Source organism: Streptomyces capoamus (assembly GCF_014654935.1).
Classification (GTDB): Bacteria; Actinomycetota; Actinomycetes; order Streptomycetales; family Streptomycetaceae; genus Streptomyces; species Streptomyces capoamus.
This window is the reverse complement of the sequence record NZ_BNBF01000016.1, coordinates 192,590-204,599: the sequence shown is the minus strand read 5'-3', so window position 1 is coordinate 204,599 and position 12,010 is coordinate 192,590. Positions and strand designations below refer to the sequence as shown.

11 protein-coding genes and 1 pseudogene are annotated in these 12,010 nt (G+C 74.9%); 3 read left to right on the top strand and 9 right to left on the bottom strand.

The genetic code is table 11. From position 1 onward, the window contains the following. From IE312_RS41710 to IE312_RS24450, 3 genes and pseudogenes are all read right to left on the bottom strand, one after another. Positions 1–868: pseudogene (locus IE312_RS41710) on the bottom strand (ABC transporter); the annotation flags it as partial. Positions 869–897: 29 nt separating this feature from the next. Further along, the gene (locus IE312_RS24455) at positions 898–1,095 is read right to left on the bottom strand and encodes an antitoxin (RefSeq protein WP_189984470.1); all 198 of its coding nucleotides are present in this window, start codon (positions 1,093–1,095) and stop codon (positions 898–900) included. An 18-nt stretch (positions 1,096–1,113) separates the two neighbouring features. Then, the gene (locus tag IE312_RS24450) at positions 1,114–2,178 is read right to left on the bottom strand and encodes an LLM class flavin-dependent oxidoreductase (RefSeq protein WP_189984469.1); all 1,065 of its coding nucleotides are present in this window, start codon (positions 2,176–2,178) and stop codon (positions 1,114–1,116) included. A gap of 159 nt (positions 2,179–2,337) precedes the next feature. Here IE312_RS24450 and IE312_RS24445 point away from each other — a divergent pair, with 159 nt between their 5' ends. Further along, positions 2,338–2,829, top strand: a complete 492-nt coding sequence (locus tag IE312_RS24445; protein ID WP_189984468.1) for a phosphatase domain-containing protein — start codon at positions 2,338–2,340, stop codon at positions 2,827–2,829. 18 nt (positions 2,830–2,847) lie between these two features. On the opposite strand, the gene IE312_RS24440 is transcribed toward IE312_RS24445, so the two are convergent. Continuing rightward, a complete protein-coding gene (locus tag IE312_RS24440; protein ID WP_030348223.1) occupies positions 2,848–3,063 on the bottom strand; it encodes a dodecin in 216 nt (71 codons plus the stop codon). Between the two features lie 224 nt (positions 3,064–3,287). On the opposite strand from IE312_RS24440, the gene IE312_RS24435 reads away from it, so the two are divergent. After that, the gene (locus IE312_RS24435) at positions 3,288–4,544 is read left to right on the top strand and encodes an extracellular solute-binding protein (RefSeq protein WP_189984467.1); all 1,257 of its coding nucleotides are present in this window, start codon (positions 3,288–3,290) and stop codon (positions 4,542–4,544) included. 15 nt (positions 4,545–4,559) lie between these two features. On the opposite strand, the gene egtD is transcribed toward IE312_RS24435, so the two are convergent. The 5 genes from egtD to IE312_RS24410 form a co-directional block, all read right to left on the bottom strand. After that, complete coding sequence (gene egtD / locus IE312_RS24430; protein ID WP_189984466.1) at positions 4,560–5,519, bottom strand: L-histidine N(alpha)-methyltransferase; 960 nt, start codon at positions 5,517–5,519, stop codon at positions 4,560–4,562. Next, complete coding sequence (gene egtC / locus IE312_RS24425; RefSeq protein ID WP_189984465.1) at positions 5,516–6,295, bottom strand: ergothioneine biosynthesis protein EgtC; 780 nt, start codon at positions 6,293–6,295, stop codon at positions 5,516–5,518. Before egtC ends, egtD begins: the two co-directional genes overlap by 4 nt. Further along, the gene (gene egtB, locus IE312_RS24420; RefSeq protein WP_189984464.1) at positions 6,295–7,623 is read right to left on the bottom strand and encodes an ergothioneine biosynthesis protein EgtB; all 1,329 of its coding nucleotides are present in this window, start codon (positions 7,621–7,623) and stop codon (positions 6,295–6,297) included. Before egtB ends, egtC begins: the two co-directional genes overlap by 1 nt. Next, positions 7,620–8,963 carry an ergothioneine biosynthesis glutamate--cysteine ligase EgtA gene (gene egtA, locus IE312_RS24415; RefSeq protein WP_189984463.1) on the bottom strand — a complete coding sequence of 448 codons (1,344 nt, stop codon included), beginning with the start codon at positions 8,961–8,963 and terminating at the stop codon, positions 7,620–7,622. Before egtA ends, egtB begins: the two co-directional genes overlap by 4 nt. A gap of 856 nt (positions 8,964–9,819) precedes the next feature. Continuing rightward, entirely contained in the window at positions 9,820–10,266 is a 447-nt protein-coding gene (locus IE312_RS24410) for a type II toxin-antitoxin system PemK/MazF family toxin (protein ID WP_189984462.1), read from the bottom strand. Positions 10,267–10,424: 158 nt separating this feature from the next. Between IE312_RS24410 and IE312_RS24405 the strand changes: the two genes are divergently transcribed. Further along, a complete protein-coding gene (locus tag IE312_RS24405; RefSeq protein WP_189984461.1) occupies positions 10,425–12,005 on the top strand; it encodes a hypothetical protein in 1,581 nt (526 codons plus the stop codon). Positions 12,006–12,010: the final 5 nt, after the last annotated feature.

Here is a 12,010-nt window from a genome sequence, read left to right as displayed (position 1 = left end):
CGAAGGTCACCGCGAGCGCCTCGGGCCGCAGCCGGCTGCCCCCGCAGGCCGGGCAGGGCGCGCTGGTCAGGAACCGTTCCGCCTTCGCCCGCAGGGTGGGCGACCTGGTGTCGGAGAAGGTCTTCAGCACGTACCGGCGGGCGCTCATGTAGGTGCCCTGGTAGGGCCGTTGGATGCGGTCCGCGTCCCGGACCGGGTGGACGGTGACCACCGGCTGCTCGTCGGTGAACAGGATCCACGCGCGCTGCTCGGCGGGCAGCTCGCGCCAGGGCCGGTCCACGTCGTATCCGAGCGTGTCCAGGATGTCCCGCAGGTTCTTGCCCTGCCAGGCGCCCGGCCAGGCCGCGACGGCGCCTTCGCGGACGGACAGCGAGGGGTCCGGGACCAGCAGTTCCTCGGTGGTCTCGTGCACCTTCCCGAGTCCGTGGCAGGCGGGGCAGGCCCCGGCCGCCGTGTTCGGGGAGAACGCGTCCGAGTCGAGCCGTCCGGCGCCGGGCGGGTAGGTGCCGGCGCGTGAGAACAGCATGCGCAGCGAGTTGGAGAGGTTGGTGACCGTGCCCACCGAGGAGCGCGAGGTGGGGGCCGCGCGGCGCTGCTGCAGCGAGACCGCGGGCGGCAGCCCGGTGATCTCACCGACCTTCGGCGCACCGACCTGGTGGATCAGCCTGCGCGCGTACGGGGCGACCGACTCGAAGTACCGCCGCTGCGCCTCGGCGTACAGGGTGCCGAAGGCCAGCGAGGACTTGCCGGAGCCGGAGACGCCGGTGAACACGGCCAGGGCGTCCCGGGGGACGTCGACGTCCACACCCTTGAGGTTGTGCTCACGGGCACCGCGGACGCGGACGAAGGGATCATGGGGGCTGTGCATCGGGGGGATACTCTAACCGCCCCCGTGCGCTACGCCCCCGGAGGGTTGTCCCGGTCCTGCGGCCGGGTGCCGAACTCGTCCCGCAGCTTGTCCTGGCCGGTGTCGACCTGCGACCGGTACTTGTCGCCGGTGCGCTGGTCGAGGTAGTCGCCGCCCTGGTCGATGCCCTTGTCGGCCATGCCTTCACGGCCCTTGAGCATGCCCTTGATCTTGTCCTTGAAGGACATGGCATCCACTCCTCGTCGCTAGGGGTTCGCCCTCCCAGGGTCACCGGCCCGTGCCGGGTCCGCATCTCGGGCGCTGCACCGGTCCGGCGCGAACAGCCCGGCGAGCCGGCGGAGGGAGTCCAGCAGCGCGGCGCGGTCGTAGGTGCTGGTGGTGACGAGCACCTCCTGCGCGCCGGTCTCCTTGAGCACCGCCTCCAGTTCGTGGGCCACCTGCTCCGGCGTGCCGGCGATGTGTCCGGCCAGGGCTGACTCGTAGACGTCCCGTTCCCGCACGGTCATGGTGCGGGCCTCGACGGACTCGGCGGGGGCGAGCGGCGGGAAGGTGCCGTGCGTGCGGGAGTACGCCGTCGACCAGGCCTCCGGGACCAGCAGCCGGCGCGCCTCGGCCTCGCTGCCGGCGACCGCGACCGTACCCGAGATCACGACGTACGGCTCGGCCGCCCAGGGGGAGGGCCGGAACAGCGAGCGGTAGTCGTCGATGCCGCGCAGCAGCTTCTCCCGGCCGCGCAGGTCGCCGATGACCACGGGCAGGCCCGCGCGTGCCGCGATCCGCGCGCCCTCACCCGTCGCCAGCACGAACGGCGGCACCCTGAGGCCCTCCGCGGGACGCGCGTGGACGCCGGCCGGCGAGCCGCCCGTGAACCAGCCCAGCAGCTCCCCGAGCTGTCCGGCGAAGTCCTCGGCATCGCCCTTGTCCCGGCCGAGCGCCTTGCGCACCCCGTTCGTGAAGCCCACCGAGCGGCCGAGTCCCATGTCGATCCGGCCCGGGAACAGCGCCTCCAGCACCCCGAACTGCTCGGCCACGACCAGGGGCCGGTGATTGGGCAGCATGACTCCGCCGGTGCCGACCCGCAGGGTGCGGGTGGCCGCGGCGACCGCGGCGGCGAGCACGGTCGGCGCCGAGCCGGCGACCCCGGGCACACCGTGGTGCTCCGAGACCCAGAACCGGTGGTAGCCGAGCGCCTCGGCCTCCCGGGCCAGGGCGACGGTGTCCCGCAGCGCCTCCCCTGGCGGCCGGCCCTCGCGGATGCGGGAGCGGTCGAGGACGGAGAACCGGGTCCGGCTGATCACTGAGCTGCTCACGCAGGATTCAACGCCCTGGCGGACGGGGGATTCCCGCGGGCGCGTCCGGCCGGTGCGCGGACGCCTGCCGGCCGGCGTGCCCGGCGGTGCCGGGCGGGGGTCCGGTGCGGTGTGCCGCCCCGGGGCGGCGGGCCACGGCGACTGGCTAAGGTGGCCGGTGTGACCGACAGCAGCAAGCGCCCGCTCGCGGTGTTCGACCTGGACAACACGCTGGCCGACACCGCCCACCGCCAGCACTTCCTGGAGAGCCGGCCGCGTGACTGGGACGCGTTCTTCGCCGCCGCGCCCCAGGACCCGCCGCTCGCCGAGGGTGTGGCGCTGGCCGTGGAGAGCGTCGGCGCCTGCGAGGTCGTCTACCTCACCGGCCGCCCCGAGCGGTGCCGCCGGGACACGCTGGACTGGCTGGCCGCGCACGGGCTGCCCGAGGGGCGCGTGTACATGCGGAGCAACGCCGACCGCAGGCCGGCCCGGTTCACCAAGCTGCAGATCCTGCGCCGGCTCGCCCGGGACCGGGAGGTGCGGGTGCTGGTGGACGACGACGAGCTGGTGTGCGACGACGCCGAGCGCGCCGGGTTCACCGTGGTCCGGGCCCGCTGGGCCGCCGAGTCGGCCGCCCTCGAGGAGGCGCAGGAGCGCGAAGGACGTACCTGAGAAGCCGTTCCCGGCGGCTCAGTCGCCGTCCTCGAGGCGGAAGCCCACCTTCAGGCCCACCTGGTAGTGCTCGACGCGGCCGTTCTCGATCTGGCCGCGGACCTGCGTCACCTCGAACCAGTCCAGGTTGCGCAGCGTCTGGTCGGCCCGCGCGATGCCGTTGCGGATGGCCTGGTCGAGGCCCTCGTGCGAGGTGCCGACGATCTCGGTGACCCGGTAGGTGTGGTTCGACATGCGGGTGCTCCTCTCGTGTCGCGCCGTACTCCACCGTGCCGTATCCGGGCGGTGTCCGCACGGCGCGGTGTCGGCACGGCGTCACCGGCGAACCGCCGGAAGCCCTTGACCTCCGCATTGGTCCATACCAAAATCCAGCACACCCGTACGAGCCACCCGCTCGCCCCCCACGCCGGGCCCCCTTCCCTGTCCCAGCACCCCTGCCAGACAGAACAGGACCCCTCGTGAGACGACGTCTGCTCGCCCTCCTCTGTGTCACCGGCTCCCTCGTCAGCGGCTGCGGGCTGCTCCCCGGCGACCACGGACGCACGACCGTCACCGTGTGGCTGATGAAGGACAGCGCCTCCAAGGAGTTCCTGCGGCGTTTCACCGAGGACTTCGAACGCACCCATGAGGACCTGCGGTTGGACATCCGCATCCAGCAGTGGACCGGCATCGTCGAAAAGGTCCGCGCCGCGCTGAAGGCGGACTCCGGCGACGGCCCGGACGTCATCGAGGTCGGCAACACCCAGGTGCCGCTGTACGCCGACGGCGGCCGGCTCACCGACCTCACGCTGGAGTCGATGCGGGACTGGGGCAAGGACACGTGGCTGCCCGGCCTCGCCCAGCCCGGCAAGGACGGCAACAAGCAGTACGGCATCCCCTGGTACGCCGCCAACCGCGTCGTGATCTACCGCAAGGACCTCTTCGAGCGGGCCGGCGTCACCCGTCCGCCGAAGACCCGTGAGGAATGGCTCACCGCCACCGAGAAGCTGAACTCCGGTGGCACGCAGGGCATCTACCTCGCCGGACAGGACTGGTACACGCTCTCCGGCTTCATCTGGGACGAGGGCGGCGACCTCGCCCGGGAGCAGGACCACACCTGGCGGGGCACCCTGGACACCCCGGCCGCGCTGCGCGGCATGGACTTCTACCGCCGGCTCCAGGCGCTCGGCAGCGGCCCCGTGGACGCCGACGAGGAACACCCGCCCCAGGCCGGGGTGTTCGCCGGCGGCAAGGTCGCGCAGATCATCGCCGTGCCCGGGCTCGCCCAGTCCGTCCTCAAACAGAACCCGGCGCTGAAGGGCAGGCTCGGCTTCTTCCCGGTGCCCGGCAGGACCCCCGGGCGGCCCGGCACCGTCTTCACCGGCGGCTCCGACCTGGTCGTCGCGGGCAACACCGACGACCAGTTCGCCGCGACCGCCGTCGTCGCGGCGCTCACCGGTGCCAAGTGGGACACCGAACTGGCCCGCACCATGAACTACGTCCCCAACAAGACCGATCTGGCCGGCGCGGTGGCGGGCGAGGAGGGGGTCGCCGCCATGGCCGCGGGCGCGGCACACGGCCGGGCGACCCCCCACACCCCTCAGTGGGCCGACGTGGAGGCCGACAACCCGATCAAGGAGTACATGACCCGGGTGCTGAACGGCGCGGACCCGGCGACCGAGGCCCGCCGCGCCTCCCGCAGAATCACCGAGTCGCTCGCCCCGGACGTGGGGTGACCGGCCCGGCCCGGTTCACCGTGCCACGCTCAGCGACAGCGCGAACCGGTCCTGCGCGTCCGTCCACCAGTGCGTCAGCTCCAGTCCGACGGCGGCCAGTTCGGCGGTCACACCCTCCTTGCGGAACTTGGCCGACACCTCGGTGCGCAGCTCCTCGCCCGCGGCGAAGTCCACGGCGAGATCCAGCGCGGGCACCTTCACGGTCTGCGCGGTACGGGAGCGCAGCCGCATCTCGATCCACTCCCGCTCGGCGTCCCACAGGGCCACGTGGTCGAACGCGTCCGGATCGAAGTCGGCGCCCAGCTCGCGGTCGACCACGGCCAGCACGTTCTTGTTGAAGGCGGCCGTCACCCCGGCCGCGTCGTCGTACGCCCGGACCAGCACGCGCTCGTCCTTGACCAGGTCCGTGCCGAGCAGCAGCCCGTCGCCCGGGGCGAGCAGCGTGCGCACGGAGGCCAGGAACCGGGCGCGTTCGACGGGCAGCAGGTTGCCGATCGTGCCGCCGAGGAACGCCACCAGCCGGGGACCGGGCGTGGCGGGCAGGTCCAGCGGGGCGGTGAAGTCCGCGATCAGGGCGTGGACGTGGAGGTCCGGGCGCTCCCCGACCAGCGCCTGCCCGGCCTGGGTGAGGGCGCTCTCGCTGACGTCGACCGGGACGTACGCCGCCAGGGGGAGCGCGTCGATCAGGTAGCGGGTCTTCTCCGAGGAACCCGACCCCAGTTCGACCAGGGTGCAGGCACCGCTCGCGGCGGCGATCTCACCGGACCGATCGGCGAGGATCTCCCGCTCGGCGCGGGTGGGGTAGTACTCGGGCAGTTGGGTGATCTGCTCGAACAGTTCGCTGCCGCGGGCGTCGTAGAACCACTTCGGCGGCAGCCACTTGGGCGTCGCGGTGAGGCCGTGCAGGACATCGGCGCGCAGCGCGGCGTCCGTCGCGTCCTCGGGGAGCGTGCGGGTGACGTGCAGGGGGCTCAACGGCAGGGCTCCTTCGGTGTTGCGGGCGCTGGTTCGTCCAGGGGGGCGAGCAGCACGCCGGCGCGGCTCGCGGTGAGCACGGTGCGGTCGGGGACCTCCTGCCAGAGGGGGTCGTCGTCGTACGGCTCGGAGGCCACGACGGTGCTCCGGCCGGGCTCCGTGCGGTACCAGAGCGAATCGCCCCAGGCGGTGGCGGCGATCACGGCTCCGTCGGTCAGCAACAGGTTCAGGCGGGAGGCGGGAGCGGCCCGGGCCACCTGGCGAACCGTTTCGCCCAAGGCCTCGTCCGGTTCGTCGCCGGCACGCAGCCGGTGCAGGACCAGCGCCCAGACGAACGCCGAGTCGGTGCGGGCCTGCAGCGACAGCAGGTCCACCGGCGGCAGCCCGGACACCAGCGGCGCCGCCGAGTCCGGCCAGCCCGCGATCGCTCCGTTGTGGCTGAACAGCCACCGCCCGGCCGCGAACGGCGCCGCCGCGGCCTCGGCGTCCGCCCCGGCAAGGGTGGCGTCCCGGACGGCCGCGAGCACGGCACCCGAGCGCACCACCCGGCCCAGGTCGGCGAAGGACAGGTCGGCCCAGACCGGCCCGGCCCGCCGGTAGCGGGCCGGGACGGGATCCCCGGGGGCGTACCAGCCCACCCCGAAGCCGTCGGCGTTGACCGTCCCGTGCCGCTGCCGGCGCGGCGCCCAGGACTGCCGGAACAGGCTGTGCGGGGGCTCCACGAGCAGCCGGCCGAGCCGCTCCTCGGGCCCCAGGTAGGCGAGGTGACGGCACATCAGACGCTCTCCGAGCGTGCGGTGCGGAACCCGGAGAAGATCTGCCGGCGGATCGGGTAGTCCCAGTTGCGGAACGTGCCCCGGCAGGCCACCGGGTCCACGGCGAACGAACCGCCGCGCAGCACCTTGTACTCGGACCCGAAGAACACCTCCGAGTACTCCTTGTACGGGAAGGCCGTGAAGCCCGGGTACGGCAGGAAGTCGCTCGCCGTCCACTCCCACACGTCACCGATCAGCTGCCGGACCCCGAGCGGCGACTCACCGGCCGGGTAGCTGCCGGCGGGGGCCGGCCCGAGGTGGCGCTGGCCCAGGTTGGCGTGTTCCGGCGCCGGATCGGCGTCGCCCCACGGGTAGCGCCGGGAACGGCCGGTCACCGGGTCGTGGCGGGCCGCCTTCTCCCACTCGGTCTCGGTGGGCAGCCGTCGCCCGGCCCAGCGGGCGTAGGCGTCGGCCTCGTACCAGGACACGTGCAGCACCGGCTCGTCCGGCGGGACCGGTTCCGTGATCCCGAACCGGCGTCGCAGCCACTGGCCGCCGTCCCGACGCCAGAACAGCGGGGCCGTGACGGCGTGCCGCCGGATGTGCGCCCAGCCCTCCGGCGACCACCAGCGCTCGGTGTCGTAGCCGCCGTCCGCGATGAACGCCTGGTACGCCGCGTTCGTCACCGGGGTCGTGTCGATCCAGAACGGCGCCACCTCCCGCGGGTGTGCCGGGCGTTCGTTGTCCAGGGCCCAGGGCTCACTCGAGGTGCCCATCGTGAACGGGCCCCCGGGCACCAGGACTTCGGCCGGACCGGTGAACGGCGGGACCGGTTCCGGGTCCGGCGCGGTCAGGGCCCGTGGACCGGTGCGCAGCTGATGGGTGATCAGCATGGTCTCGTCGTGCTGCTGCTCGTGCTGGGCGATCATGCCGAAGGCGAAACCGGCCTCGGTCAGCCGGGTGCCGTGGAAGTCGGCGGCCTCCAGCAGGTCCAGCGCCCGGCCGCGCACCTCGGCCGCGTACCGGCGGGCCTCGGCGGGCGGCAGCAGCGGCAGCGAGGGGCGCTCGGCCCGCGGGTGCTCGAAGGCGTCGTACAGGCCGTCTATCTCGGGCCGTATCGCCTCCCGGCCGCCGACCGTCCGGAGCAGCCACTGCTCCTCCTGGTTGCCGATGTGCGCCAGGTCCCACACCAGCGGGGACATCAGCGGGGAGTGCTGCGCGGTGAGATCCGGATCGTCCACGCAGCTGGTCAGCAGCGTGGTGCGGTCCCGGGCGGTGGTGAGGGAGGCCAGCGCGCGCTCGCGCAGCGCCTCGGTGTCCGGCGGGGTCTCGGTCTCGGGGGCGGTCATGTACGGATGTCCTTCCTCCGGCGGGCGGTGCGGGTGCCCCCGGCCGGGCCGGATCGGGGCCTGTCACTCGCGGTCAGCCGGTCCAGCAGGTCGTCGGCGGGGCAGCGGCCCCGGGCCACGTAGCGGTCCCGGAACGCCGCGACGGCGTCGGTGACCCGGGTCGCGGCGCCCAGCCTGGGCAGCGCCTCCAGGGCCGCCGCGAAACAGGCGGCGGCGGCCTCGCGCAGCTCCGGGTCGGCCAACCCGACCCGGGCCGCGTCCGCCCACAGCGGGTTGTGCGGTGCGGGCAGGTTCAGGGCCCGCTCGGCCAGCGGCTTGACCGTCCGGTAGGCGCGCTCGGTGGCCTCCGGGTCGTCGAACAGCGCCGCCGTCACCGCGAGCGGCACCAGCCAGCCGTCCTCGCCGGGCTGCGCGTCGATCATCCGCAGCTCCAGGTGGCCGCGCGGCCGGACCGGCGGGAACAGGGTCGTCAGGTGGTAGTCGAGGTCCGCCCGGGTGGGCGGCCGGGGCGACCCGGAGCGGGCCCACTCCCGGAACGTCAGTCCCGCGGGAACCTCCCACGGTCCGCTCTCCCGGCGCACGCACATCACCGGGGAGTCCAGTACGTGCCGGGCCCAGACGGCCCGTGGCTCGCCGGCCAGCGGGGGAGCGCCGGCCCGGCCGGCACCGATCTCCATCCACGTCAGCTGCCGGGCGGACTGCCAGCCCGTGGGCCGCCGTTCCACCAGCGGCGAGTTGGCGAACGCCGCCACCAGCACCGGGCCCAGCTGGTGGGCCAGCCACCAGCGCCGGGCGTGCCCCAACGGGCCGGGCTCCTCGTGGCCGGCGTCCACGCAGACCTGTACGGAGGCCGAGGTGCACATCATGCGCCGGCCGGCCGGACCGTTGCGGTCCAGGCAGGTCTCCATGGCGTCGTAGCGCGGCTCGCGCAGGAATCTGCGGGGCGTGTGCCAGGGATCCTGGCCGATGCCCGCCAGGCCGAGGCCGTCCTCCGCCAGGACCGCCCGTACGGCGTCCAGGTCGGCGGAGACGGTGTCCACGCACTCCGTCAGGGAGGCGGCGGGCCGCGAGCTCAGCTCCAGCTGGCCGCCGGGTTCGACGGTGAGCGCCGAGCTCAGGGGCACGGCCCGCAGGGTGGCGTAGGCCGCTTCGAGTCGTTCGGGTGTGACGGGGAGCTGCGGCAGCTCCAGGGAGTGGACGAGCCACTCCAGCTCGACACCGAGGGTGCGGGGCGGGCCGGTCTTGAAGCAGATGCCCCGGACCAGGGCCTCCACCTCGGCCTCGGTGACGGCGGTGCGGTGCTCCGTACAGTCACCGCCGTCGCTCTGCGTATCGGACATGTCGGGTCCTCCTGAAGTTCCACCGTGCCGCCGGCCCGGTGGGGTGTCCGGGCGGGCGCTCGTCCCACCCAAAACCTTTCCGCCGCATCGCACAAGGGGGCCAACCGGGACGTTCCGGATCCGTCACCTCCGTTTCCCTGTCTGTTCCCGGCGCGTTCCGGGGGCCGGGAAACCCCGTTGCACCGCCCCACCAGCATCACTCAGGATGCCTCCATGAGCACGACGAGCGAGACCGCGCAGGCCGCGGCCGCGGCGCCCACGGGGGTGGCGCCGTGAGCGCGCGCCTGCGCGGGCTCGCCGCGCAGCCGCGACGCGTCGTGACCGCGGGCCGTTGCCGGGCGCCCGGGCGCCAGGTGCCCTTCGCGGACCCGGTGCGGGCCGCGCGGACGGCGTTCGAACGGGCGTTTCCGCAGGCGGGCGCCGGTGCCGGCGCAGGAGGCGGGGACCGACGGACCGGCCGGGTCCGGCCGTAGGAGCCGCGCGGGCCGCCGGGGCGCGGGCCGTCCGGGCGCCGAGGGTGCCGGGGCGGACGTGGGCCGGGCTGGGGCACGGTGGTGCCGGGGCCGGCTCGGGTCGGGTACGGCCGGCCACGGCGCGGGGCGTCCAGGGGCGGGCCGACGCGCCCGCACGCGGATTCGGTGGGCCCGACGCCCCCGCACGCGCGACCCGGTGGGCCGACGCGCCCGCACGCGGAATTCGGTGGGCCCGACGCCCCCGCACGCGCGACCCGGTGGGCCGACGCCCCCGCACGCGCACCCCGGTGGGCCGGCGCGCCTGACGCGGAACCCCCTCCGGGCGAACCGGTGCGGGCCGGTGCCGTGCCCGGGTGTGGTCCAGGTCGCGGGGAGCGGGTCGGTCAGGTCCAGCCGTAGCGCTCGTGGAGGCGCCGGCGGACGAGGTTGAACCGCACCCGGTCGAGCGCGCACGCCTCCCGGCGCATGCCCTCCTCGTGGAGGCGCAGCACGCGGTCCACCGCCACCCACGACTCCCGGCCCGACCGGTCCCAGGGGCCGCTGCCGATCGCCACCCAGTCCCGGTCGCCGTCGTGCCGCCTGCTGGACAGCTGGACGGCCAGCAGGGTGCGGCCCGGCTCCCGGGCCACGACCAGCACCGGGCGGTCCTTGCCGCGTCCGTCGTTCTCCTCGAACGGCACCCAGGTCCACACGATCTCCCCGGGGTCCGGGTCGCCGTCGTGGGCGGGGGAGTACTCGGTGCGCACCCGGCCGACCGCGCGCGGATCGGCCTCGGTGGTGGCGTGCGGGCCCTGACGGCCCGGAACGTTCTCTTCGGTGGTCGTACTCACGCAGGCACCCTAAGGTGACCGGCGGCGGCGCACGCCGGCAGGGGCGCGAACCGATCCGCATGCCGGCAGCCGGACCAGGGCTTCGCCGTCGTACGCCCACGTCTCAACTCCCGTAGGGTCGGCCGGCGGGGCACGGCGGCACGGGGGGAGACGGAACCATGGGGACACCGGAACGGATCTGGGCGGAAGCCGACCTGCCGGCGCGCAGACTGGCGGGACTGGCGCTCAACCCGGCCGTGCCGCCGGAGGTCCTGCTCCGGCTGCTCGCCGACGCTCCGCTCGCCGTACGCATGGTGCTGTGCCGGGACCGCGATCTGCCGGACCCGGTCGTGGACGCGGTGGTCGCGCACCCCGACCCGCGCACCCGCGGCTTCTTCGCGGTCAACCCCCACGTGGACCCCGCCCAGCGGGCCCGGCTGGTCGACGACGCCGACTGGAGCGTGCGCTGTCACCTCACGGAGGGCCCCCGGACGCCCTTGCCGCACCGGCCGCGGCCGCTGCCCGACGACACCGTCGTCCACATGATCAGCACCTACGACGACGAGGAGCCGCTCGGCTCGACCGGTTTCTGGCAGCAGATGTCGTGGGAGCTGATCGAGGCGATGCCCGCCCATCCCGTGGCCCGGGTCCGCTCGTGGGGCGTCGGGCGGTGGGAGTCGCTGTCCGCACAGCGGCGCGCCGCGCTGCTGGCGGACCCCGACGACGAAGTGCGCGAGCGGGCCCGGGACATGGTGCGCGGGCAGGACCCGGCGTGGGTGGAGGCCATGCTGCCCGCGCGGCCCTGCCACGCCCGCACCGACATCCTGGTGAACCGGCCGCTGAGCCGGGCCGTCGTCGCCGGCGTCCTCGCCGCTCCCGCCCGCGAGGGCGAGCGGGCGACGATCGCCCTCAACCCCGGCCTCCCGGCCGACGCGGTGGTCCTGCTGGCCGGGGACGCGGATCCGAAGGTGCGGGAGCGGATCGCGGGCCGCGCCGACGTGCGGCCGCCCGAGCGGCGCGCCCTCGCCGCCGACCCCGACCCGGCCGTGCGCCGCGCGGTCGCCCGCCACCCGGACCTCGGCCCCGAGGAGCGCGGGGCCCTCGCCACGGACCCGGATCCGGAGGTCCGGCTGGCCGTGTCGGTGCACCCCGCCTTCAGCGAGGACGAACGCGCCCGGATCGACTACCGGGTGCCGCTGGACGGCGATTTCGGCTTCCACCCGGCGCCCCGGGTGCCCCGGGACCCGGCCGGCGTCCGCCGGGACGCGCTCTCCGGGCACCCGATGCTGCGCCGGCGGGCCGCGCGGGAGCACACCCTGCCGGCCGACCTGGTCGCCCGCCTGGCCGAGGACGACGACCCCGGCGTCCGCGTCCTGCTCGCACAGCACCACCCGGACGCACCGCCGGCGCTGCTCCTGCGCAGCTTCCTGGAATACACCGGCCGGGACCGCGACCGCCTGCCCCACCACCCCCGCTTCCCGCGTGCCGGGCTCGCCCGTCTCGCCGGGCACGCCGACCCGCTGGTCCGCGCGCTGGTCGCACGGGACCCGGAGACCGAACCGGCCGTCGCCGAACGGCTCACCCGTGACGCCGATGCCGGGGTCCGGGCGGCCCTGGCCCGGCACCCGAACCTCCCGGCGGCCCGGATGGCGGAACTCCTCGCCGACCCGGAACTCGCCCACGCCGCCGCCGCGAACCCGGCGCTGGACCCGCGGACCGTCGACCGGCTGGTGCGCACGCTCGGCCGGGACCCCCGGTGAGGGGC

Coding starts and splice junctions, on each gene's coding strand:
- IE312_RS24440 (WP_030348223.1), bottom strand. CDS start 3,063: ATGTCGAACCACACCTACCGGGTCACCGAGATCGTCGGCACCTCGCAC.
- IE312_RS24405 (WP_189984461.1), top strand. CDS start 10,425: ATGGGGACACCGGAACGGATCTGGGCGGAAGCCGACCTGCCGGCGCGC.
- egtC (WP_189984465.1), bottom strand. CDS start 6,295: ATGTGCCGTCACCTCGCCTACCTGGGGCCCGAGGAGCGGCTCGGCCGG.
- egtB (WP_189984464.1), bottom strand. CDS start 7,623: ATGACCGCCCCCGAGACCGAGACCCCGCCGGACACCGAGGCGCTGCGC.
- IE312_RS24455 (WP_189984470.1), bottom strand. CDS start 1,095: ATGTCCTTCAAGGACAAGATCAAGGGCATGCTCAAGGGCCGTGAAGGC.
- egtA (WP_189984463.1), bottom strand. CDS start 8,963: ATGTCCGATACGCAGAGCGACGGCGGTGACTGTACGGAGCACCGCACC.